The 20,558-nt window shown below is 71.8% G+C and carries 20 protein-coding genes and 1 riboswitch; of the genes, 10 read left to right on the top strand and 10 right to left on the bottom strand.

Going from position 1 to position 20,558, the window contains the following annotated elements:
- Positions 1-442: 442 nt before the first annotated feature.
- The gene (locus ACFWY5_RS01170; protein WP_379630223.1) at positions 443-2,695 is read right to left on the bottom strand and encodes a glycoside hydrolase family 3 C-terminal domain-containing protein; all 2,253 of its coding nucleotides are present in this window, start codon (positions 2,693-2,695) and stop codon (positions 443-445) included.
- 664 nt (positions 2,696-3,359) lie between these two features.
- On the opposite strand from ACFWY5_RS01170, the gene ACFWY5_RS01165 reads away from it, so the two are divergent.
- Positions 3,360-4,604, top strand: coding sequence for a DUF3089 domain-containing protein (locus tag ACFWY5_RS01165; RefSeq protein WP_379630222.1), 1,245 nt, complete (start codon positions 3,360-3,362; stop codon positions 4,602-4,604).
- Between the two features lie 6 nt (positions 4,605-4,610).
- On the opposite strand, the gene ACFWY5_RS01160 is transcribed toward ACFWY5_RS01165, so the two are convergent.
- From ACFWY5_RS01160 to ACFWY5_RS01150, 3 genes are read right to left on the bottom strand one after another with little or no spacing between them, the layout of a single operon-like run.
- Positions 4,611-5,489 (bottom strand): alpha/beta fold hydrolase, encoded by an 879-nt coding sequence (locus tag ACFWY5_RS01160; RefSeq protein WP_379630221.1) that lies wholly within the window; start codon positions 5,487-5,489, stop codon positions 4,611-4,613.
- A 47-nt stretch (positions 5,490-5,536) separates the two neighbouring features.
- Positions 5,537-7,573: a BTAD domain-containing putative transcriptional regulator gene (locus ACFWY5_RS01155; RefSeq protein ID WP_379630220.1), complete on the bottom strand. Its 2,037-nt coding sequence runs from the start codon at positions 7,571-7,573 to the stop codon at positions 5,537-5,539.
- Between the two features lie 9 nt (positions 7,574-7,582).
- On the bottom strand, positions 7,583-8,587 hold the full coding sequence (locus ACFWY5_RS01150; protein WP_379610425.1) for a rod shape-determining protein: 1,005 nt from the start codon (positions 8,585-8,587) through the stop codon (positions 7,583-7,585).
- Between the two features lie 163 nt (positions 8,588-8,750).
- Here ACFWY5_RS01150 and ACFWY5_RS01145 point away from each other — a divergent pair, with 163 nt between their 5' ends.
- The 8 genes from ACFWY5_RS01145 (at position 8,751) to ACFWY5_RS01110 (ending at position 14,814) form a co-directional block, all read left to right on the top strand.
- On the top strand, positions 8,751-9,323 hold the full coding sequence (locus tag ACFWY5_RS01145; protein ID WP_379630219.1) for a CDP-alcohol phosphatidyltransferase family protein: 573 nt from the start codon (positions 8,751-8,753) through the stop codon (positions 9,321-9,323).
- Positions 9,320-10,105, top strand: a complete 786-nt coding sequence (locus ACFWY5_RS01140; RefSeq protein WP_379610423.1) for a phosphatidate cytidylyltransferase — start codon at positions 9,320-9,322, stop codon at positions 10,103-10,105. The genes ACFWY5_RS01145 and ACFWY5_RS01140 overlap by 4 nt, the downstream gene beginning before the upstream one ends.
- Entirely contained in the window at positions 10,102-10,683 is a 582-nt protein-coding gene (locus ACFWY5_RS01135) for a lysophospholipid acyltransferase family protein (RefSeq protein ID WP_379630218.1), read from the top strand. Before ACFWY5_RS01140 ends, ACFWY5_RS01135 begins: the two co-directional genes overlap by 4 nt.
- A 6-nt stretch (positions 10,684-10,689) precedes the next feature.
- The gene (locus ACFWY5_RS01130; RefSeq protein WP_379630217.1) at positions 10,690-11,478 is read left to right on the top strand and encodes a class I SAM-dependent methyltransferase family protein; all 789 of its coding nucleotides are present in this window, start codon (positions 10,690-10,692) and stop codon (positions 11,476-11,478) included.
- A complete protein-coding gene (locus tag ACFWY5_RS01125; protein ID WP_379630216.1) occupies positions 11,463-12,317 on the top strand; it encodes an aldo/keto reductase in 855 nt (284 codons plus the stop codon). Before ACFWY5_RS01130 ends, ACFWY5_RS01125 begins: the two co-directional genes overlap by 16 nt.
- A 72-nt stretch (positions 12,318-12,389) precedes the next feature.
- Positions 12,390-12,590 carry a DUF5302 domain-containing protein gene (locus ACFWY5_RS01120; protein WP_184960130.1) on the top strand — a complete coding sequence of 67 codons (201 nt, stop codon included), beginning with the start codon at positions 12,390-12,392 and terminating at the stop codon, positions 12,588-12,590.
- Between the two features lie 164 nt (positions 12,591-12,754).
- A riboswitch (cyclic di-AMP (ydaO/yuaA leader) is annotated at positions 12,755-12,892 on the top strand.
- Between the two features lie 202 nt (positions 12,893-13,094).
- The gene (locus ACFWY5_RS01115; RefSeq protein ID WP_379610419.1) at positions 13,095-13,925 is read left to right on the top strand and encodes a hypothetical protein; all 831 of its coding nucleotides are present in this window, start codon (positions 13,095-13,097) and stop codon (positions 13,923-13,925) included.
- 40 nt (positions 13,926-13,965) lie between these two features.
- Positions 13,966-14,814 (top strand): alpha/beta fold hydrolase, encoded by an 849-nt coding sequence (locus tag ACFWY5_RS01110; protein ID WP_379630215.1) that lies wholly within the window; start codon positions 13,966-13,968, stop codon positions 14,812-14,814.
- A gap of 44 nt (positions 14,815-14,858) precedes the next feature.
- Here the strand turns inward: ACFWY5_RS01110 and ACFWY5_RS01105 are convergent, their stop codons facing one another.
- From ACFWY5_RS01105 to ACFWY5_RS01085, 5 genes are all read right to left on the bottom strand, one after another.
- Entirely contained in the window at positions 14,859-15,230 is a 372-nt protein-coding gene (locus ACFWY5_RS01105; RefSeq protein ID WP_379610416.1) for a hypothetical protein, read from the bottom strand.
- A 20-nt stretch (positions 15,231-15,250) separates the two neighbouring features.
- Positions 15,251-15,625, bottom strand: coding sequence for a roadblock/LC7 domain-containing protein (locus ACFWY5_RS01100; RefSeq protein ID WP_379610415.1), 375 nt, complete (start codon positions 15,623-15,625; stop codon positions 15,251-15,253).
- Between the two features lie 59 nt (positions 15,626-15,684).
- On the bottom strand, positions 15,685-16,383 hold the full coding sequence (locus tag ACFWY5_RS01095; protein WP_379610414.1) for a hypothetical protein: 699 nt from the start codon (positions 16,381-16,383) through the stop codon (positions 15,685-15,687).
- A gap of 4 nt (positions 16,384-16,387) precedes the next feature.
- On the bottom strand, positions 16,388-16,756 hold the full coding sequence (locus ACFWY5_RS01090; RefSeq protein WP_184960122.1) for a roadblock/LC7 domain-containing protein: 369 nt from the start codon (positions 16,754-16,756) through the stop codon (positions 16,388-16,390).
- Between the two features lie 137 nt (positions 16,757-16,893).
- Positions 16,894-18,102, bottom strand: a complete 1,209-nt coding sequence (locus ACFWY5_RS01085) for a DUF4032 domain-containing protein (protein ID WP_379610413.1) — start codon at positions 18,100-18,102, stop codon at positions 16,894-16,896.
- A 23-nt stretch (positions 18,103-18,125) separates the two neighbouring features.
- Here ACFWY5_RS01085 and ACFWY5_RS01080 point away from each other — a divergent pair, with 23 nt between their 5' ends.
- Positions 18,126-19,691 carry a DUF885 domain-containing protein gene (locus tag ACFWY5_RS01080; RefSeq protein ID WP_379630214.1) on the top strand — a complete coding sequence of 522 codons (1,566 nt, stop codon included), beginning with the start codon at positions 18,126-18,128 and terminating at the stop codon, positions 19,689-19,691.
- 211 nt (positions 19,692-19,902) lie between these two features.
- On the opposite strand, the gene ACFWY5_RS01075 is transcribed toward ACFWY5_RS01080, so the two are convergent.
- A complete protein-coding gene (locus ACFWY5_RS01075; protein WP_379630213.1) occupies positions 19,903-20,550 on the bottom strand; it encodes a class II aldolase/adducin family protein in 648 nt (215 codons plus the stop codon).
- Positions 20,551-20,558 lie beyond the last annotated feature (8 nt).

Below are 20,558 nucleotides of genomic sequence, written 5' to 3'. Positions count from 1 at the left end.
GCCGAACAAACCCACGCCGCCGCTCCGGCTCACGCGGAGAACGCCGTGTGAGGAGCGGACTCACCACGCAAGCGGCTCTTGGGGGCAGCTGTCTCAGGGTGCATGCGACTTCGCGGGCAGTGGGTCGCCGACCGAGCGGTCGTGGGGCGGCGACCGGGGGGTCGTGGGGCGGCGATGTCACAGGGCAGGCTGCCAAGGAGGCAGCCATCTCACGGAGCCTGCGCTCCGGGGCATCGACTCGCCGATCGAGCCGCGTAGATGCAGCGGTCTCGAAAGGCGAGCGGCCACCGGGACAGCGATCTCAAGTCCGTGCGGCATCGGGGCGGCGGTTTCACGGTGTGTGCGGCCTTGGGGGCGGCGGTCTCACGGTGTGCGCGGCTTCAGAGGCAGGGACCTTACGGTGCGTGCGGCTTCGGGCGGGGGCCTCACCAGGGGAACGGTTTCACCAGCCCGCCCGCTCATTCACCTCGTCAGCCAGCTTGTCCAACCGCTCCGGATCCAGATAGGCCCCAGGAAACCGGGCAAGCCGCCGTACCGGCACCGATCCCGCCATCCGCAGAGCCGGCTCGGTGAGAAACCGCGAGTGCGACTGCCCGGTCTCGGCAGGCGGTCGCATCTCCCGTTGCAGCACATCCAGCCCACCCGGCGCCGCCAGCCAATCAGCCAAAGGCGAATCAGGCGTGATGGCCGCCGGTAGAGGCTGTTTGGTGCCCTCCATCGCCACCGTGGCCGCCACCCGCAGGTCCCGGGAAGAAGCGCCGACGTGGATGGTGGCGGTGCCCGGGTCGATGGTCCAGCGGCGCCGTACCGGATGGAAGTAGGCGAAGTCCCGGAAGGCGAGATAGAAGCGCACGGTCGTGGAGGCACCCGGCTCCAGGGGGACTTTTCGGAAGGCGCGCAGTTCGCGGGCGGGGCGGCGGACGTCGTGGCCGGGGGCGGCGACGTAGACCTGCGCCACCTCCTGACCGGCCCGGTCGCCGAGGTTGGTGATGCGGACGCTGACGCGGACGACGAGTTCCTCGCCGGAGCCGCGCGTGTGGACATCGAGGTCGGAGTAGCCGAACTCGGTGTAAGACAGGCCGTGCCCGAACGGGTAGCTGACCGGCGCGTCGAGCGCGTCGTGGTAGCGGTAGCCGACGAAGACGCCCTCGGTGTAGCGGACGGTGCCGAGTTCGCCGGGGAAGTCGAGGTAGGAGGCGGTGTCCTCCAGGCGCAGCGGGATGGTCTCGGCCAGGCGCCCGGACGGGTTGACCTCGCCGTAGAGGATGTCGGCGATCGCGCCGCCGCCGGCCTGTCCGAGCAACCATCCTTCCAGTACGGCCGAGGCCGCCCCCTCCCAGTCCGCGACCCGGACCACGCCGCCGTTGGACAGCACGACGACCACCCGCGTCCCCGTGGCGGCCACGACGTCGAGCAACGCGCGCTGATTGTCCGGAAGCTCCAGATGCGTACGGTCGTATCCCTCACCCTCGTCCTCCGGCGGCAGCCCGAGGCAGACGACCGTGGTCGCGGGGCGCGCCGCGACGGCCCGCGCCTCCTCCTCCAGCTCGGGGGAACGGCCGGCGTCGCCCAGCCGGTATCCGGGCGCGTACTCCAGCTCCCGCCCGGCCAGCGCGCGCATCTCGGTGAGCACGTCGTCCAGCCGCGTGGGCACGATGTGGGAGCTGCCCGCCCCCTGATATCGGGGGGTACGCGCGAGTTCGCCCACCACCGCCACCGAATCCTGGAACCCCAGAGGCAGCACCCCGTCGTTCTTCAGCAACACGGCGCACTGACCCGCCACCTCGCGCGCCAGCCGGTGGTGCGCGCCGGCGTCGAACGTCCCCTCACCGGGCTGGGCCCGCGCGACCAGCGCTAGGACGCGGGCGGCGGAGGCGTCCAGCAGCTCCTGGTCGAGCGCGCCGGCCTCGACCGCCTTGACCACCGAAGCGTCGGAGGCCCGGCCGGAGGTCGGCATCTCCAGGTCCAGGCCGGCCCACAGCGCCGCCACCCGGTCGTCGACCGCGCCCCAGTCGGACACGACGACGCCACGGAAGCCCCACTCCTCGCGCAGCACCTCGGTGAGCAGCCACGGATGTTCGGAGGCGTACACGCCGTTGACCCGGTTGTACGCGCTCATCACCATCCACGGCTTCGCAACGGTGACGACGTGCTGGAAGGCGGGGAGGTAGATCTCGCGCAGGGTGCGTTCGTCGACCTCGGCGCTGACGCGCATGCGGTCGGTCTCCTGGTTGTTGGCCGCGAAGTGCTTGACGGCGGCGCCGACACCCTGCGACTGGATGCCGAGGACGAGCGCGGCGCCGAGCACGCCGGACAGGCGCGGGTCCTCGGAGAAGTACTCGAAGTTGCGGCCGCACAGCGGGGAGCGCTTGATGTTGACGCCGGGGCCGAGCAGTACCTGCACGTCCATGGCACGCGACTCCCGGCCGAGCGCCTCGCCCACCCTGCGCACGAGCTCCGGGTCCCAGGAGGAGCCGAGCGCCACGGCGGGCGGGAAGCAGGTGGCGGGCGTACTGTGCCCGACTCCCAGATGGTCGCCGTCGTCCGGCTGGCGGCGTACGCCGTGCGGCCCGTCGCTGAGCGTGATCGACGGTATCCCGGCCCGCTCGATCGCCTGGGTGCGCCAGAGCGACTCGCCGGAGGTGAGCGCGGCTCGCTCGGCGAGGGTGAGCCGGTCGAGAGGGTTGTCTGTCATGCGTTTCCTTTCGCGGTCAGGGCGCGCAGTACGGCGAGGCTAACAAAAACTACCGATCAATTGGTAGGCATTTGCCGAGGCCGTTGACGGGGTGATTCGCGGGCCCTACGGTGAGGCTACCAATCAGTCGGTAGGTTTTTTGGAGCAGCGCATGCGCAGACGCACCGCCGTACTGTCCGCCGCCTGCCTGATCACGGCAGCGTGCTTAACCGCGACCACCCCGGCCGCCGCCCACACCACCCCACCTTCAACCACCACCCTCGCCCCGTCCGACCAGACCGGGACCGCCCTCACCCTGTCTGGCCAGAACAGCACAACCCCGAACGGCACCCCTGCGAACGGCACCCCCGTGAAGTTCGCGCTTGTGAACGGGACGCCTGTGAGGGGCACGCCTGTGGAGGGCAAGGCCACAGACGGACCGGCAGGGGACGGCCGGGCCACGAACGGCATACCTGCGAACGAGACGTCCGGGGCTGGGACACCGGGGGATGGGTGGCCCGGGGCCGGGGCACCCAAGGATGGGGCGCCCGGGGATGGGACACCCGGGGCCCAGACGCCCGGTGATGGCGCGCTCAGGAATGGATCCCCCCGGGGCGGGTCGCCCAGGGATGGGGCGCCCAAGGATGGGACGCCCACGGGCAGCACGCCCGGGGACGGCGAGGCCGTGGAAGGACTGGCCGCGGAGGAGGCGGCCAAGGATTTGCTGACCGGGCCGCTGGCCCAGCCCGTGTGGTTGTGCCGTCCCGGCAAGGCGGCCAACCCCTGTGGCCAGGATGCCGCCGGCAACCCCACCGACCCCGTGATCACCGGCAGGTACCCGGACGGCCACCAGGTCGGCCTGGACGCCACCGTCATCCGCCCCGACGGCACCACGACGAACGAACCGCTACCCCCACCCCAGTCCCCGAAGGTGGACTGCTTCTACGCCTACCCCACCGTCAACCTGCTGGCCAACCCGCTCCTCCTGCTAGGCGGCAACCCGCCGGTAGCCAGGGAGAGCGAGGCCGCCGTCACGCTGACGCAGATGGGCCGCCTGACGAGCAACTGCCGGGTGTTCGTGCCGCTCTACCGCCAGGTCGCCCTCACCGGCTACCTGCTGGGCGCCATCATCCCGCCGCACTTCGAGACCGCGTACCAGGACCTGAAGCAGGCCTTCCGCCAGTACTGGACCACCGACAACATCGACCCTGCCACCGGCAAGCGGCGCGGTGTCATCCTGCTCGGCCACTCGCAGGGCGCCTTTCACCTGGCCCGCCTGCTGCAGGAGGAGTTCGACGGCAACGCGGCCAACACGAAGAGCCTGGTAGCCGCCTACATCGTCGGCGCCGAGGTCAGGGTGCCGGTCAATGCGCCGTCCGGGGGCGGCTCGGACCCGGTCTCGACGTTCCAGCACCTGCCGGCGTGTGAACGGCCCAGCAGCCAGGCCCCCATGCCGGTCGGCTGCGTGGTGGCGTTCAACTCGGCCGATCTGCAGCCGGGCCATGAGGAGACGGTCGCCTTCGGCCGCGCGCCGGACCCGGCTCACCGCGTCCTGTGCGTGAACCCGGCCGCCGTCCTGGCCGGTGGACCCGCCGACGCGACCACACCCATGCGCCCCTACATGCCGACCAAGAAGCTCCTCAGGGGGAACCTGCTGGCGCCGGCCGGTTCGCTCAGCCTGCTGCTCAACTTCACGCCGACCGCGCATCCGACGGGCTTCGCGGCGTACGCGGACCTGGCCACGGGAAGGTGCGCGCGCACCGACACCAGCAAGGGCAGGCTCGACTGGCTGCAGGTGGACGGGCTGGACGGCATCCGTTCCTCCCACTCGGCCCTGGGCCTGCACGTTCTCGACTACAACGTCGACGGCGGCGGCCTGGCCGCACTCGCCGCGGCCCAGGCCGCCGCCTGGACCGCGAGCGCCGGATAGCACACCTCACGTACGGGACAACAGGTCGCGGAGGGCCTTGAGCACCAGCTCAGGGTCCTCTTCGGCGACGAAATGCCCGCTGGTGATCGTGCGATGCTCAAGGTCCGGCGCCCAGGCGCCCCAGAGCGCGACGGCGTCGTAGGGCAGCACGGCACCCCAGTCCTGCTGCAGTACGGTCACCGGCATGCCCAGCCGCCGCCCCGCCGCCCGATCGGCCAGATCATGCTCACGGTCGACCCCGGCGCTGGCCCGGTAGTCGGCCACGATCGAGGTCACGGCCTCGCGCGAGGCCCGCAGGTACTCCGCCCGCACGTCGGCGGGGATCGCCTCGGCCCGGAGCACCCACGTGTCGAGAAAGTGCCCGAAGAACTCGTCGGGCGCCGCGGCGATCAGCCGTTCCGGCAACCCGGGCGGCTGCGCCATCAGGTAGAGGTGGAACCCGACCGCGGCCGCCACCCCGTTCATGACCTCCCACATGTCCAGCGTGGGCAGCATGTCGATCGGCGCCAGATGGGTGATCGCGTCCGGATGGTCCAGCCCTGCGCGGAAGGCGACGAGCCCGCCCCGGTCGTGCCCGGCCAGGGCGAACCGGTCGTGCCCGAGCGCACGGGCCAGGTTGACGACGTCCTGAGCCATGCGCCGCTTGGAGTAGGTCTGCCCGTCGAGGTCGGCCGGCTTGTCGCTGGCGCCGTACCCGCGCAGGTCGGGGACGATCACCTGATGGCCGGCGGCGAGGGCGGGGGCGACGTGCCGCCAGATGAGATGGGTCTGCGGAAAGCCGTGCAGGAGCACGATCGGCGAGCCGGAGCCGCCGACGGCCACGTTGAGCGAGACGTCCCCGTCGACGGGGACGCGCTGGTAGGTGAATCCTTCGATACCGGTCATGGGGAACAGCCTGGAGGGCGGGTGTTGAAGAACGATGGAATCCGTCTTCAACGCCCGAGCGCGGCCAGGGCGGCCTCCAGGGCGGCCTTGCCGTGGACGACCTCGTGCGTTCCGGCCTCCGACAGGCCGAGGGCGAGCAGGCCGCGGGCGTAGGCGATCCTGGGGTCGGCGGGGGAGAAGGGGTCGGCGGGCGGCGGGTCGAGCGCCCCCACCAGGGCCAGCGCGCGGGCCACCACGAGCGTGCTGCCCACCGTCAGCTCGGGGTCGGGCGCGCCGCGGTGGCGCCGGTCCATGGCGGCCAGGCACGACGCCTCCTCCAGCAGCAGGTCGCGGGCGCCGGGATCGGTCATGGCACGTTCCGCGGCGCCGGTGACGGCCGCCAGCCAGCTCGCCTGCACGGTGGCGAGCGCCGCGCGCCGCTCCGCCTCGGGCGTGCGGGCGAGCGCGAAGTCCCGCAGCAGGTCGTGGTAGCGGTAGCGACCGGCGGCGGCCGACTCCAGCAGGCTGAGGTCCACGAGCTCCTCGCAGGTCCGCTCGGCTTCCCGCGCGTCGCGGCCGAGCACCGCCGCCGCCAGCTCCACGGTCAGTTCGGCGCTGTCGGGTACGGCCAGCCGCCGAAACCCCCTGGCCAGCTCCTCCCCGAGCTGGTCATAGCTCAGCGCGAACGACGCCTCCACCCCCAGATCCCCCACCCGCAGCTCACCCAGGCGCTGCGCGGACAGCCGGGCCAGCAGGTCCTCGACGCTCCACCGGGGCCGGGCAGCCAGCCGCGCTCCGGCCACCCGCACCGCCAGCGGCAGGTACCCGCACGCCTCCACCACCCGCGCGGCCGTCCGCCCGGAAGGAACCCGGGCGACCGCGGTGAACAGGGCGACGGCCTCGCGTTCCGTCAGCACGTCCAGGTCCACGTGCCGGGCGCCGATGAGGTCGGACAGCCGGGCGCGGCTGGTGACCAGCACCCCGCTGCCCGGCCCGGACGGCAGCAGCGGCCGGACCTGGGCCGCCGAGGCCGCGTTGTCCAGCAGGAACAGCACCCGCCTGTCCACGGTGAGCGTGCGCAGCAGGGCGGCCCGTTCATCCGGGCCGGGCGGGACGCGCCCGGCGCCGAGGGCGTCGAGGAAACGTTCGAGCACCAGGGCGGGGTCGGCCGGGTCCGCGCCGGCGCCGCGCAGGTCCACGTGGAGCTGGCCGTCGGGGTAGCGCTCCCTGACCCGGTGGGCCACGTGGACGGCCAGCGCCGTCTTCCCGACGCCGCCGAGCCCGGAGATCGCCACCACACCGGTCCGCAGGAGTTCCTCGACCGCCTCCACGGCCGCCCGCCGCCCGGTGAAGTCGGGAATGTCCCCCGGCAACTGGGCAGGGAGCGGGCCTGCCGTACCGGAAGGAAGCGGTCCGGTGGGAAGTGAGCCCGTGATGACCTGCTGGTAGACGTCGGCGAGTTCGGACGACGGCTCGACTCCCAGCTCCTCGTCCAGGACGCGGCGCGCCTCGGTGAAGACCCCGATCGCCTCCGACTGCCGCCCGGCCCGGTACAGCGCCCGCATCAGCAGGGCGCGCACGCCCTCCCGCAGCGGGTACGCGGCCACCAGCGCGCTCAGCTCGCCGGTCACCTCCATCCCGGACTCCAGGTCGGCGGCCAGCCGCCGCTCCAGCACCGCCAGCCGCTCCTCCTCCAGCGCGGCCCGCCTGGCCTCGGCGTAAGGGCCGGGCAGGTCGGCCAGCGCCTCACCCCGCCACAGGGCCAGCGCCTCGGGCAGCCGCCCGGCGTCCCGCAGCCGCTCGAACTCCGCCAGATCGGTGGAGACCTGGCCGAGCCGGTAACCGGATCCGACGGACACCAGCGCCTCCCGGCCGAGCACGCCGCGCAGCCGGGAGGCGTAGGTCCGCAGGACGTTGCGGGCGGTGGCGGGCGGGTCGTCCGCCCACAGCACGTCGATGAGCTGGTCACGGCCGAGCGTGCGGCCCTCGGCCAGGACCAGGGCGGCCAGCAGCAGCCGCTGCTTGGGCGAGCCCAGGTCGAGCTCGACCGGCCCGCGCCGCGCGCGGACCGGGCCGAGCAGGCCGAGGTGCGGCGTTTCGTCCATCCTTCGACCTTACGGGTGCATCAGCGTGTCCTTGCTGATCCGGCCGATGTCGTCCACGCAGCGGCCGAGGCCGAGCGCGACCGTCTCGACCGGGCGCTCGGCCCGCTGGACCGGCACCTCCAGTTCGAGCCGCAGCCGCCGCGCCAGTCCGCGCATGAGCGCGCCGCCGCCGGTCAGCACCGCGCCCCGGTCGGCCACGTCGGCGGCCAGGTCGGGGGAGCAGCGCTCGATGACCTCACGGGCGGCTCGTACGATCATGCTGACGGTCTGCCGGGTGGCCTCGTACACCTGCCCGGCGGAGATCGCCACGATGCCGGCCCGGCCGGAGCGGTCGACGCCCCGCACGCTCGCCGTCCGGGTCACGGGCCGCCAGGCCGAGCCGATGCCGCGCTTGGCCACCTCGGCGGACTGCTCGGTGATGTCGAGGCCGTGGTCGTGCTTGACCTGGGCGACGATGGCCCGGTTGACGTCGGCGCCGCCGGACTGGACGGTGGCGGCGTGCACGACGCTGGCGCACGAGACGACGGCGATCCTGGTGGTGTCGCGGCCGATGTCGATGATCATGTTCCCGGCCGCCTCCCTGACCGGCAGCCCGGCGCCCAGCGCGGCGGCCAGGCCGTGGTGGACGAGGTAGACGCGCCGCGCCTCGGCCTGGAAGGCCAGGTCGCGCAGGGCGTTGCCGGCGAAGCCCGTGCTGTCGGCGGGCAGCGCGATGACCATGCGCGGCCGGGAGAACGGATGGCCGTGCACCTTGCGCAGGAAGTGCCGGATCATGCGCGTGGTCAGGTCCACGTCGGCGGGGACGCCGCCGACGACGGGCCGGATCGCGACGGGCTCGGGGCCGGTGCCCGCCGGGGTGTCGGCGCCGTAGCCGATCACCTTGCCGGTGGTGGCGCAGCGGACGACGAGTGAGGGTTCGTTGATGACGATGCCGCGCTTCCTGGCGTAGATCTGGGTGCTGGCTGCTCCGAGGTCCAGCGCCAGATCCTGGCCCAGGATGCGCATGGGGTTCATATCGCACCAATCGGTCGGCGGGTCATGTTGAGCCTCATATCCGGCGAAGTTCCACCACAACCTCAAGAACGTTCGATCCTTTGACGGGTTGAGTAGGGCTACTCACCTCATATGCGCTTAAAGCCCCATGTGTCGGCCCGCCTCCAGGCCAGAACCTGGTCACATGAACGGCCTCTACGCACTCAAGCCCTGGTACGCCGCCCGGCTGGGTGGCGTGCGCGCCCTCCTGGTCGCCCGCGAGGTACCCCCGTGGGTCATCACCGCCGCCGGGGTCGCCTTCGCGGCCGCGGCGGGAGCCGTACTGGCGACCGCTTCTCCAGGGCCGCTCGCCGCGCTCGCCGTCGCGCTGCTCCTGGCCGCCCGGCTGGCCTGCGCCAACCTCGACGGCGGCGTCGCCCGCGAGAGCGGGCGCGCCACCCGGTTCGGCGCCGTCGTCAACGAGCTGGGCGACCGCCTGGCCGAACTGGCCGTGCTCGCCGGCTGCCTCGTCCTGGCCCCGCCCGCGCTCGTGGCGAGCGCGGCGCTGGCGGCCACCCTGCCGTCGTGGGTCGCGCTGGCCGGTGCCGCCGCGGGGGCGCGGCGCGCGCAGGGCGGCCCCGTGGGCAAGACCGAGCGCTGCGTGCTGCTGGTCGCCTTCGCCCTCACGGGCTGGGCGCCGTGGCTGATCGTGCTCGCCGCCGGCTCGGCGATCACCGCTGTGGTACGGCTGGCGCGCATCGGAAAGGAACTGGCGTGATACTCGAGACCGCTCCCTTCCTGGCCGGCGCGCTCGGCGCCAGCGGCGTGGCCGTGTGGATCTCGCACCGGCGCGAGCTCGTCCAGCGCTGGCTGACCTGGGCCGTGGCCGCCCCGGTGGTGACGCTGGCGCTGCTGGCCGGTCCGGTCGGCGCGGCGGCGCTGGCCGCGGCGCTCGGCGTCGTGTGCGCCGCCGAGTACGCCCGGCTGGTCCGGCTGCGCCCGCCGGAGGCCCTGATCCTCGCCGGCGCCGCCGCCGTGCTGCCGTTCCTGCCCTCGCCGCTCGCCGCGGGCCCGTTGCTGCTGCTGGCGCTCGTCCTCGTCCCGGTGCTCGGCGGCGACGCCGAGGACGGCGGCAGGCGGGCCGCGTACTCGGTCTTCGGACTGCTCTGGATCGCGCCGCTGAGCGCCCTGGCCACGCTCGCCCCGGCGACCGCGTTCGCCCTCGTCCTGGCCGTCGCGCTCGCCGACGTCTGCGCCTGGTGCGGCGGCAGGCTCCTGGGCGGGCCCGCACTGTCGCCGCTGTCACCGGCCAAGACCTGGGGCGGGGTCGCCGGCGGCGCCGCGGGCGGCCTGACGGTCCTGTTCCTGCTGGGCGAGCTCACCCCGGTCACCGCGCTGGCCGTGGCCATCGGAGCGCCGATCGGCGACCTGCTGGAGTCGATGCTCAAGCGGGGCGCCGGGGTCAAGGACGCGGGCACCTGGCTGCCCGGCTTCGGCGGCCTGCTGGACCGCGTGGACTCGCTGCTCGTGGCGCTGGCCGTCGTGGTGGTGCTGCCGTGAGGTTCGGGGCCGCGATGCGGCGGCGGCTGTGGCGTACCGCCTTCGCCTGCAGCGGCGGCCTGGCCGTCGAGGGGCCGGTGCCGGGCGGGCCGTGCGTCGTGGTCGCCAACCACTGCTCCCACGCCGACACCGCCGCCCTGCTGGCCGCGCTGCCCGCGCGGCTGCGTCCGTCCGTGGCCGCCGCCGCCGACTACTGGTTCGCCAACCGGGCGCGGGCGCTGGTCTGCCGGACGCTGGTCTCCGGCTTCCCGGTACGGCGGGGCGGCGGCGGCTCCAGAGACCTGGCGGCAGCCGTACGGCTGCTGGACCAGGGCCGGGTCCTGGTCGTCTACCCGGAGGGCACCCGCTCGCGCGACGGCCGCGTCGGCGACTTCCACGGCGGCGCGGCGCGGCTGGCCGAGGCGGCCGGCGTTCCGATCGTCCCGGTCCTGCTGGAGGGGACCGGCCGGGTGCTGCCGGTGCACGGCCGCCTGAGCCGCGCCCCGGTGACGGTCCGTTTCCTGCCGCCCGTGTCCGACCTGGAGACGGCGCACCACCTCCTGCGCTCCCGACAGCTCCCGACCACTCCCGAAGGGTGAAATTTCATGAAGTGGGCACTTATGCGGCTCCTGATGCGCACCGCCGGCCGTACCAGCCGCGGCATCCGCATCGGCTACCGCCACGGCTTCGACAGCGGCACCATGCTCGACTACGTCTACGTCAACAAGGCCCACGGCTGGCCCCTCGACCGGATCTACCTGAACTCGGTCGGCTGGCGGGCCATCCGCGCCCGCCGAGACCTGCTCAAGGAGGTCATCAGGGACGAGGTCTCCGCCAGGGCGGGCCGCGCGCTGATCCTCGACGTGGCCGCAGGCCCCGGCCGCTACCTGCAGGACGTCGCCAGGGAGCAGCCCGAGGTCGAAGTGGTCTGCCGTGACCTGGCCGCCGACGGCCTGCGCCTGGGCAGGGAACTGGCCAAGGAACGCGGCCTGGCGAACGTCCGCCACGAGCGCGGCGACGCCTTCGACCCCGAGCCGCTGGACCGGCCGGCCGACATCATCGTGGTCAGCGGGCTGTACGAGCTGATCCTGGACGACGAGACGATCAGGAAGTCCCTGGCCAGGCTGCGCGACCTGCTCGCCCACGACGGCGTACTGATCTTCACCACGCAGACCCGCCACCCGCAGCTGGAGTTCATCGCCAACGTGCTGCCCAACCGCGACGGGCGGCTGTGGGTGATGAAGTGCCGCTCGGCCGAGCAGCTGCACACCTGGGCCGTCGAGGCCGGGTACGCCGACGTCGTCAGCAGGCGGGAGAAGGTCGGCCTGTTCACGGTGACCACGGCGACTCAGCGGCCGGAATGTATGACCATGGACGCATGCAGACACGACTGATCGGTCAGACGAGTGTGAGCGCCATCGGGCTCGGCGCGATGCCGATGTCGGTGGAGGGCCACATGCCCGACGAGGAGCAGTCGATCAGGACCATCCACGCGGCCCTGGACGCCGGGATCACGCTGATCGACACCGCCGACGCCTACACGCCGACGGAGGCCGAGGTCGGGCACAACGAGCGCATCGTGGCCAAGGCGCTGGCGAGCTGGGGCGGCGACAAGGACGCGGTGCTGGTGGCCACCAAGGGCGGGCACACCCGGCCGCGCGGACGCTGGGACGTGGACGGCCGGCCTGAATACCTGAAGCAGGCCTGCGACCGCTCGCTCAAGGCGCTGGGCGTCGAGTCGATCGGGCTTTACCAGCATCACCGGCCGGACCCGGCGGTGCCGTACGAGGAGTCGATCGGCACGCTCGTGGACCTGCTCGACGCCGGGAAGATCCGGATGGCCGGGATCTCCAACGCCAACCCGGTCCAGATCAGGCAGGCCAACGAGATCCTCGGCGGGCGGCTGGTGAGCGTGCAGAACCAGTACTCGCCGAGCTTCCGGGGCAGTGAGCCGGAGGTGGACGTCTGCGAGGAGATCGGCGTGGCGTTCCTGCCGTGGGAGCCGCTGGGGGGCATGAACCACGTCGGCCGCCTCGGCCGCCGCCACGCCGCCTTCGGGGAGGTCGCGGCCGAGCGCGGGGTCTCGCCGCAGCGGGTCTGCCTGGCGTGGGAGCTGGCCAGGAGCCCGGTGATGATCCCGATCCCCGGCTCCAGCCGCCCGGCGACGATCCTCGACTCGCTGGCCGCCGCCGACCTGGAGCTCACCGCGGAGGAGCTGGCCAGGCTGGGCTGACGCGGTGCCCGGTTTCGCGTCAGGTCGGCCGTCGTGCGAAGCTGTTGTGGTCCCCAACACCAGGAGGTCCTCATGGCGGAAACACCGGAGCCGGAAGTCAGCGAAACTCCCGAGGACGAGATGAAGCGCAAGTTCCGGGAGGCCCTGGAGCGTAAGCGCAATCAGCACTCCGACTCGGGTGCGGGTGGCAGGGGCACGGATCAGTCAAAGATCCACGGCGCACACGGCCCTGCTGCCAGCAAGCGTTCGTTCCGGCGCAAGAGCGGCGGCTGAGCCGGCGTTCTGAGGGGGTACGGCTTGGCCGTACCCCCCTTTTTCTTGACCTTCTTAGGTAGATCTTCGCCCGTTTCATGGCGATTGTTTTGCTTTTGCCGTCTTTGGCACTTACAGTCCTAAGCGTTACCAGTTGGCGACCCGACCCTTCACCAGGAAGAGGCGGCCGGCTGGCGCCGAATCCCGTACCCACGGGAACCGGGGAACCAATGTTCCTTGGGGTGAATCCGACGTACGCGTCGGTAGGGCATCTCCACGCCCGAACCCGTCAGCTAACCCGGTAGGCGCGATGGAGAGGACTGATCTTTTCATGCACCACCGCGATGAACCCCCATTCCGCGTAGTTTCACCCGCCGCCTACTGAGCGGCCCCTTCCCCAGGCTTTCCCCCCGCGCTTTCGCGTAGCGTCCGTTCGGCTTTGTGCCCGGCTACGCCCCTTTGACGAGCGCATTTCCCCTGTCCCCGCACAAAGGACTTCTCTTCTTCATGTCTTCCCGCTTTGGCATGCGTTCTTTCACCATGCTCGCCTCCGTCGCCGTCATCGGCGCGGTCACCCTCAGCACCGGCGCAACCGCACACGCGGATGACTTCTCCGAGAAGAAGCCCCTTCTCAAGGGCTCCACCACCGCCTCCTACTACTGGGACGACGCCTCCGGCCGCAACGGCGACACCGGTCTTCCCGCCTCCGGCAAGCCCATGCAGAAGGGCCTGGCCGCCAGCCCGAGCTGGCCCCTCCTGACCGAGGGCTACGTCATCTACAAGGGCAAGAAGGAGCCGTTCTTCGTCGGCGACCGCGGCCCCGGGGTCCCCTCGAACAGGGGCATCATGCTCGACCTCGACGCCAAGACCTTCGCCTCGCTGACCGGCGGCAAGTTCAACTCCAGCTCGCTGACCGTCGATGGCGTCGGCGGCCAGGGCCACATCAAGATCGAGTACGTCATCACCAAGTGGGGCCCCGGCGTGGGCAAGAAGAACCACCCCGTCGCCTTCTCCACCGGCGCCTGGTCCCGCAAGGACGCCAAGCCGGCCACGCCCCCGGTCGTGACCGCGGAGGAGAAGACCGAGAAGAAGGACGAGAGGCCCGAGACCCCGGCCGCTCCCGCGCAGGTCGCCAAGAAGGCTCCCGAGCAGGCTCCTGAGAAGGCCCCCGAGCAGACCTCCGCACAGGCCTCCGAGCGGGAGAAGGCGCCGCAGGCCGAGCTGGCCGCGGCGGTCACCACCCGCGAGACCGAGTCGAACGGTGTGGGCGGCCTCGCCCTCATCAGCGCCCTGGCACTCCTGAGCGGCGGCATGTTCCTGGCCCGCGGCCGCATCCGCAAGGCGTTCGACCGCTGACCTCTTTACTCATGGGGAACAGAATGTGATTCTGTTTCCCATGACCCAGCGCGCGGCCGTCAACGGCATCGAGATCGTCTACGACAGCTTCGGCTCGCCACAAGCACGGCCACTGCTGCTCATCATGGGGCTCGGCGCCCAGCTCATCCACTGGGACGAGGAGTTCTGTGAGCTCCTCGTCGAGCAAGGTCACCATGTCGTCCGGTTCGACAACCGTGACGCCGGTGAATCCACGCATCTTCACGAGGCGGGCGTTCCGGAATTCGGATCGCCCGCTTCGCCGTACCTGCTGGCGGACATGGCGCGGGACGCGGCCGGGCTGATCGACGCGCTCGGCTGGCCCGCCGCGCACGTCGTCGGCGCGTCGATGGGCGGCATGGTCGCCCAGCAGCTCGCGATCGACCATCCCGGGCGGGTACGCACGCTGACCTCGATCATGTCCACGCCCGGACCGCAGGTCGCGCCGCCCACGCCGGAGGCGAGCGCGACCCTGATGTCGGCCCCGCCGCCCGACCGCGCGGCCGCGATCGCGCTGGCCCAGCGGACCTGGGCGGTGATCGGCTCGCCCGGCTACGACCTGGACACCGAGCGGATCGCCCTGCTGGCCGGGCTCGCCTATGACCGGGCGCACGACCCGGCGGGAACGGCCCGGCAATTGGCCGCCATTCTGGCCTCCGGTGACCGGACCGAAAGGCTGGCCCGGCTGGCCGTACCCACGCTTGTCCTGCACGGAGAGGACGACGCGCTCATTCCGGTCGCCGCCGGCCACGCAACCGCTGCGGCAATTCCGCGCGCAAGACTGGTCACGTTCCCCGGAATGGGGCACGATCTGCCCAAGCCACTCTGGTCGCGGTTCGTGGAAGAGATCACGAAACACACGGCCGGGTGACCCGCGTCGCGCGGCCGTTCCCCCACGGCGGCCGCGCGACGCCCTCAGACCTCCAGCTTCTCCTCCACGTTGCGCAGGTGGTGGCGGGCCATCGCCAGGTTGGCCCGGCCGCGGTCGAGCGCCAGGTAGAGGAACAGGCCCTTTCCGCCGCGCCCGGCCATCGGCCGGATGATGTGGTACTGGGTGCCGAGCGTGATGAGGATGTCCTCGATGGTGTCCTTGAGGCCGAGCGAGTCCATCGTGCGCATCTTCGCCTTGACCACCTCGGTGTTGCCCGCCGCCGCGACCTGCAGGTCGAGGTCCTTGGAACCGCCGAGGGCGCCCAGCGCCATGCCGCTGCCGTGATCGACCACCGCCGCGCCGACGGCGCCGTCGATGGCCATCATCTCCTTGAGGGAGACGTCGATGCCGGCCATGCGTACCTCCTTGTGTGTGTTCACCGCTGTCGCGATGCGATGGCGGCCAGCGCGGCCGCCGTCTTGCGCCCCTCCAGCCGCAGCAGGCCGAGATTGGCGCCCGGCTCGGCCACGACGGTGAGGACGATGGTGGGTCCCGCGGCGTAAAGGGCGGCGAACCCGGCGCTGGCCGACACCAGCGTCTCCTGCAGCACGCCCTTTCCCGCGAGGTCGGCCATGCGCCGGCTGAGCGCCAGCACCGCCGCCGAGAGCGCGGCGGTCTGGTCGCACCGGTCACCGGGCAGGTCGCCGGCGATCGGCAGCCCGTCCACGGTGCAGGCGACGCTGCCGCTGACCTCGGGCACGCGCTCGCGCAGCCTGCTCATCTCGCCGAGCACCCGCTCGCGGAGTTCCACGGAGGGCCTCCTTCCGTTCCGTCGCAGGGCGCGAAGGCGCAGGCTCGTCGCGGAGAACCTCACGCCAGCTCCTCCAGCGCCCTCTTCACCGCGGCCAGGACATCCGGGTCGCTCTGCGGCAGGGCCGGCGGCACCGACCGATCCAGCGCCCGCCCCCGCCGGCGCGGCATCAGCGGCGCGACCAGGAGTCCCGCGGCGGCCAGGCGCCGGACCGCGAGCAGCACCGAGTAGGCGGGCTGCCCCAGCCGGTCGGCGAGCTCGGCCGGCGTCGCCACCCGGTCGGCGCCGAGCAGGATCTCCCATTCCAGCGCGCTCACGGTCGCCCGATGTCCGGGCAGCCGCGCGGCCGGGGTCACCGGGACGTCGTCCAGTTCGGCCGAGGACCAGATCTGCGCCAACTGGGCTCTCCTTCGCGCGCATTCGCCGACCAGCCAGGCGAGCTCGAACTCCAGCCGGGTGTGCGGCCGCGGGCACTCACCCGGCCGGAACTTCGGCCGCGCCGCCGGGAGCTCGGCCGGCAGCAGGAAGTAGGCGGCGTCCAGCACCGCGCCGGCAACGCAGAACTCCAGCTCGGCCCGGCTGTAGGCGCCCGCCCCGCCGCGCGCGGTCAGCAGCCGCTCGACCGACGGCGTGCGCGGGCACTCCAGGTGGGTGATCCGCCCTTCGCGCAGGTACGCCTTGCCGGCCGGGAGCACGTTGAGCGAACCGGTGGCGCGTTCTCTGGCCAGGCCGGTGAGCAGCGTATGGACGGCGGCCACGGCGTCAGCCCCGCAGCCGGCCGGTGATCGAGCTGAGCTGGTGACGGGCCAGTGCCAGGTTGGCGCGGCCGAGGTCGAGCCGCACGTAGATCACCAGCGGGCCGTCGAAGGGCATCTCCACCGGATGGAGCAGGTGGTAGCCGTCGTCGGCGATGACGATCAGGTCGTCGATGCGGACCGTTCCACGGTGGGTGGCGCCGGCGAGGGCGTCCATGGTGACGCGCAGCGTCTCGCCGAGCGCGGGCGCCGACCGTTCGGCCTCGCCGCGCCCGCCGGAGGCCATCACGGTTCCGCTGAGGTGATCCATCACCAGGGCGTCGAGGACGCCCGGGATGTCCATCACGCTGAGGAGGCAGTCGTCAAGTGCGAGCACTGACGCAGCGTAGAGCCGGACGGCCATCCCGCCCCGGGCCGCGGGGAAGGGCTTTGTTCCCCCAGCGGAATGTATCCCCACCAGGTGGCATATATGGCCATCACCAGGGGCAATGCCCGGCTACAAGCGAAATTTCCTCACATTGTGGGTTCGTCGGGCAGCAGGGCCTTCTCGTCCGGCTTGTGGACCAGCACCTCGTCGATGTACGACTTCACCGCCGCGCTCAGCCCCACGTCGCTGCCCGCCGCCTCCGACAGGTACCACCGGTGGTCGAGCACCTCGTGGAACACCTGTGCCGTGTCGAGCTTGCGGCGCAGGTCGGCCGGGATCGCCTCGATCGTCGGCTGGAAGGCCTCGGCCAGCCACCGGTGCGCCACGATCGCCTCGTCCTCGTGCCGCAGGCCCTTGGCGACGCGGAAGCCGTCCAGGTCGTTGAGCAGCCTGCGGGCCTGGTTCTCCTCCACGTCCAGGCCGGTCAGGCGGAGCAGGCGGCGCTGGTGGTGTCCCGCGTCGACCACCTTGGGCCGCACGATCAGCCGCCCGGTGCCGACCTTGCGGCGCACCATCATCTCGGCCACGTCGAAACCGAGCAGGTTGAGCCGCCGGATACGCTGCTCGACCTTGTGCCAGTCGACCTCTTCGATGATCTCGTCCTGGGTGATCTCGCTCCACAGCCGGTGGTAGCGGGTGACGATGTCCTCTGCCGTCTCCATGGGATCGATCGACGGGTGCAGCAGGCCACCGGTCTCCAGGTCGAGCATCTCGCCGAAGATGTTGACGTGCGCGGTCTCGATGTCGGCCAGCCGCTGGCCCTCGCTGATCATCGGGTGCATCTCGCCGGTCTCGGCGTCCACCAGGTACGCGGCGAACGCGCCGGCGTCCCGGCGGAAAAGCGTGTTCGACAGCGAGCAGTCGCCCCAGTAGAAGCCGTTGAGATGCAGGCGCACCAGCAGCACGGCCAGCGCGTCGAGCAGCCTGGTCAGCGTGTCGGGGCGCAGCGTGCCGGACATCACCGCCCGGTAGGGCAGCGAGAACTGCAGGTGCCGGGTGATCAGCGCGGCGTCCAGGCCCTCGTCGCGGCCGGTGACGTAGGCGACCGGTTCCACCGACGGGGCATCCAGCCTGGCCAGGTCCCAGAGCAGCTGGTACTCGCGCTTGGCGTACCTCTCGCTGATCTCCTTGATCGCGTAGACCTTGCCGGACAGGCGGGCGAAGCGGACCACGTGCCGCGAGATGCCGCGGGGCAGGTCGACCAGATGGTGCTGCGGCCACTCGGCGAGAGGGGTCTCCCACGGCAGCCGGATCAGGTCGGGGTCACCCAGCGCGCCGGTGATCTGTAGGGGCATTTCATCAGGATATGGTGCGATCCGTGGACGAGTTTCTCTCCTGGTACTTCACCAACCACCCCATCCTCGCCAACCACCTCGGCGCCGACGGATACGACCACACGCTCGGCGACTTCTCCGCCGCCGCGCTGATCGCCGTCGAAGACGAAGAGCGCCGCTGGATCACCCGCCTGTCCGCGCTGGAGCCCCAGACCCTCGACGACGCGATCGATCGCGACCTCGTCCTGTCGCAGCTGCGCGGCTCCGTCGCCATGGCGCAGTGGCCGGCCTGGCGGCGCGACCCCGCCTACTACGTGGCCCTCGTGTTCACCTCCCTGAACACGCCCTTCCAGCAGAAGCTCAAGCCCGAGCACGAACTGGTCGCCGCCGCCGTCTCCCGGCTGGCCGAGATCCCCGGCGTCCTGGCCGACTGCCGCGCCAACCTCGACCCCACGATCGCCGCGCCGCTGCTCATCCAGCGCGGACTCGGCCAGGCCCGCACCGGCCGCCGCTTCCTCACCTCCACGCTGCCGTCGCTGGTCGACGACCCCGACCTGCGCGCCAAGCTCGCCGCCGCGGCGGAACCCGCCGCCGACGCCTTCGACCAGCTCGTCACCTTCCTCGACGGCTTCGAGTGCGGCGGCACCTGGCGCATGGGCGAACAGCTCTACACCGTCCTCCTGCGCGAGCGCGAGCTCCTCGGGTACGGCGCCGCCGACCTCCACACCAAGGGCGAACACGAGTGGGCCGCCCTCGACACCCGCATGCGCGAGGTGGCCCAGCGCGTCAACGGCACCGAAGACTGGCGCGCCGCCATGGAATCCCTCATGGACGACCACCCGCCCACCCTCGAAGCCATGCGTACCGAATACGAGGCCGAGACCCAGCGGGCCCGCGAGTTCGTCCGCGACCGCGACCTCGTCACCTTCCCCGAGGGGGAGGAGTGCAGGGTGCTGCCCTCGGCCGAGTACACGCGCCCCATCCTCGCGGTGGCCCACTACCTCGCCCCGCCGCCCCTCAGCACCTCCCGCACCGGCATCTTCTACGTGCCCTACACCCCCGACGACTTCACCGACGAGCAGATACGCCAGCGCCTGCGCACCAACGCCCGCGCCCAGATGCCGTCGATCGCGGTCCACGAGGCCTACCCGGGTCACCACTGGCACCTGTCGCACATCGCCGAGAGCCGCCGGACGGTCAGGAAGGTGTTCCGCACGCCGTACTTCACCGAGGGGTGGGCCCTGTACGTCGAGAAGATGCTGCACGAGCAGGGCTACTTCGACACACCCGCCACCGAACTGGCCCACCTGGACTGCCGCATCTTCCGCGCCGCCCGCATCGTCGTGGACACGGCGCTGCACTGCGGGGACATGACCATCGAACAGGCCGAGACCTTCATGGCCACGCGGGCGTCGTTGTCGCCGGGGACGGCGCAGGGGGAGGTCAACCGGTACTGCGCGTGGCCTACGCAGGCCCCGTCGTACCTGACGGGCGCCATCGAGATCGACCGCATCCGGGAGTCCTACCAGGGCACCCTCAAGTCCTTCCACGACCGCCTGGCCGGCTCCGGCGGCCTTCCTCTGGGCCTGGCCGAAAAAGCCCTGACCTAACCCCACCACCGACCCTCCAACCCCGCAGGCTCCGCCCTCCCACACCCCCGGGAGCCTCGGGGGTGCCGGTCTCGCGTGCTCTCGCGCCTCCGGCGCCCCCGCGGGTTTCCGCCCTTCCGGGCCGCTGCTTCCGGGCGCCTCGGGGCTCTTGGCCTGTGTCCCTTCGCGTCTCCCGGTGGCTACCGAGTCCTTCAGGGGTCGCAAAGGCGGGTCAGGGGGTGCGGCGGGGGAAGGTGGGCGGGTTGAAGGAGCGGTCGATCACCGCGGCCAACTGGTCGTCGGTCAGCACCGTGGGCTTCCCGATCGACAACCCGCGCACGTACACCTCACACAGCCACTCGAGCAGCCGGGTAGCCTCGAACGCCTGCTCCAACGTGGCGCCGATCGTCACCCCGCCGTGGTTGGCCAGCAACGCCGCCTGCTTGCCCTCCATGGCCAGCCTGACGTTCGCCGCCAGCTCAGGCGTCCCGTACGTGGCGTACTCGGCCACCCGCACCACCCCGCCCAGCATGAGCGCGTTGTAGTGCACCGGAGGCAGTTCGGTCATCGTGGTGGCCACCACCGTCCCGAACACCGAGTGCGTGTGCATGATCGCCCGCGCCGGCGTGGTGGCGTAGACGGCGAGGTGCATCGGGGTCTCGGACGACGGCTGGAGCTCGCCCTCCACCAGGTAGCCGTCCAGGTCGACGACCGGGCACCCCTCCGCGGTCAGCCGGTCGAGCTGGACCCCGGACGGGGTGACCGCGACCAGGTCGCCCTCCCTGGCGCTCAGGTTCCCGGATGAGCCGATGACCAGGCCCTGGTCGACGGCGCGCCGGCCGTACTCGCACATCTGTTGTCTGAGCTCGGCCAGCAGCATGCCGGACA

Source organism: Nonomuraea sp. NPDC059007, assembly GCF_042740555.1.
Lineage (GTDB): Bacteria > Actinomycetota > Actinomycetes > Streptosporangiales > Streptosporangiaceae > Nonomuraea.
This window is presented reverse-complemented; position numbering and strand designations above follow the sequence as displayed.